This is a genomic window from Brevibacterium iodinum ATCC 49514, assembly GCF_900169265.1.
Taxonomy (GTDB): domain Bacteria; phylum Actinomycetota; class Actinomycetes; order Actinomycetales; family Brevibacteriaceae; genus Brevibacterium; species Brevibacterium iodinum.
Window position 1 is genome coordinate 1 of sequence record NZ_FXYX01000059.1, and the last position, 1234, is coordinate 1234.

General features: G+C 57.5%; 1 protein-coding gene. It reads right to left on the reverse strand.

All coding sequences use genetic code 11. The annotated features are described in order from the left end of the window. Window positions 1–176: 176 nt before the first annotated feature. On the reverse strand, window positions 177–935 hold the full coding sequence (locus tag BI49514_RS16435) for a YiiX/YebB-like N1pC/P60 family cysteine hydrolase (RefSeq protein WP_180954401.1): 759 nt from the start codon (window positions 933–935) through the stop codon (window positions 177–179). Window positions 936–1234: the final 299 nt, after the last annotated feature.

Sequence of the window (1234 nt, forward strand, 5' to 3'; positions counted from 1 at the left end):
TAACCTCGGTGGTGGTGGCGTCCCGCGTCGGGGTGGTCGGCTCCGGAGTTTCCGAGCCACCGGTGAGCAGAGCTATCAGTGAGGCGGAACACAACCACCAGAGTTTCTTCATCGCGCTCCTAGGGCGTGAGGGTGCCGCGGGTGCAATAGCACCCGCGACACAGTGAAGTTTCAGGTTACTTGATCGTCTTGTAGATGTGCGTGTGCTTCGAATCCTTGATGTTGTATGGGTAGACGCCGAGGCCGCCATTTCCGTCCAGATCGATCTTGACCGAGGCTTTATACGCCGCCCACACAAGTTGAGAGCAGTTCATTTTCGCGCTGCCGGTTTTCTTGTTCACCGCGAAGTTCGCACTGTACTTCTTTCCTCGGAGTTTGTTGTAAGCGTACGATCCGGCCTTGTTTCGTTTCGTCTGTGAGGTCTTCACATCCATTTTGTAGGACTTTTTAGGAACTTTATAGCTCGATGCTGAGGTGGACCGACTCTTTTTCCCTGTGCCAGGTGCTTCGACAATCGTGGGTTTCGCCGAATAAATGCCTGTGTGTCCATGATTGACACCACCGGTGAATGCGGGGGTGACGAACACATCACCCTTGTGCTTGGCGTTACCAATTTTCTTGGTGCGTTTGCCCTTCTTACTTGATGACGCAGCCTCTATCGACTGAGCGCTTTCGCTACTGGCCTGGCGGAGTACCGATTCCACCGATACTCCAGTTGATGCCGAGTAAACCTCGACGTCATTGACGAGGGCTGATTCGGTCAGCTCAGGTGATTCGGCAACCAGTGCCTGAGCTTGCTTCTGGGCCGCCGGGGAAAGCGTCTCGGTTGTGGCGGATGCTGGCGATAGTGATCCGAATGTGAGGATCGATATGGCGACGAGGGCTATTGTAGGGTGAGTCCCATAGAGTGGTGGCATTCCCACCAGGGACTTCACCCCCAAAAATGTGAAGAACCATCGTGGGATCCCGCTAGTAGTTCCGCCAAGAACCTCACGAAAGGCATCCCACGATGGCTGACCCCAATTCTCCCCCTTCCCACCCACGTCAACGAGGTCCAGCCCCCCCTCCACCCCGCCCTCCCCGCCGGATTAACCAAAACCCCCGAACCGGGCCTCCGAGCCCACAGCCACGCCGAACCCCCCGCCCCCATCGGTGCCGCCGGCTACGAACACAGCGAAGACCGCGCCACACGCCGTAACGGGTCGCGGAAGAAGACCCTGGCAACTCCCGCGGG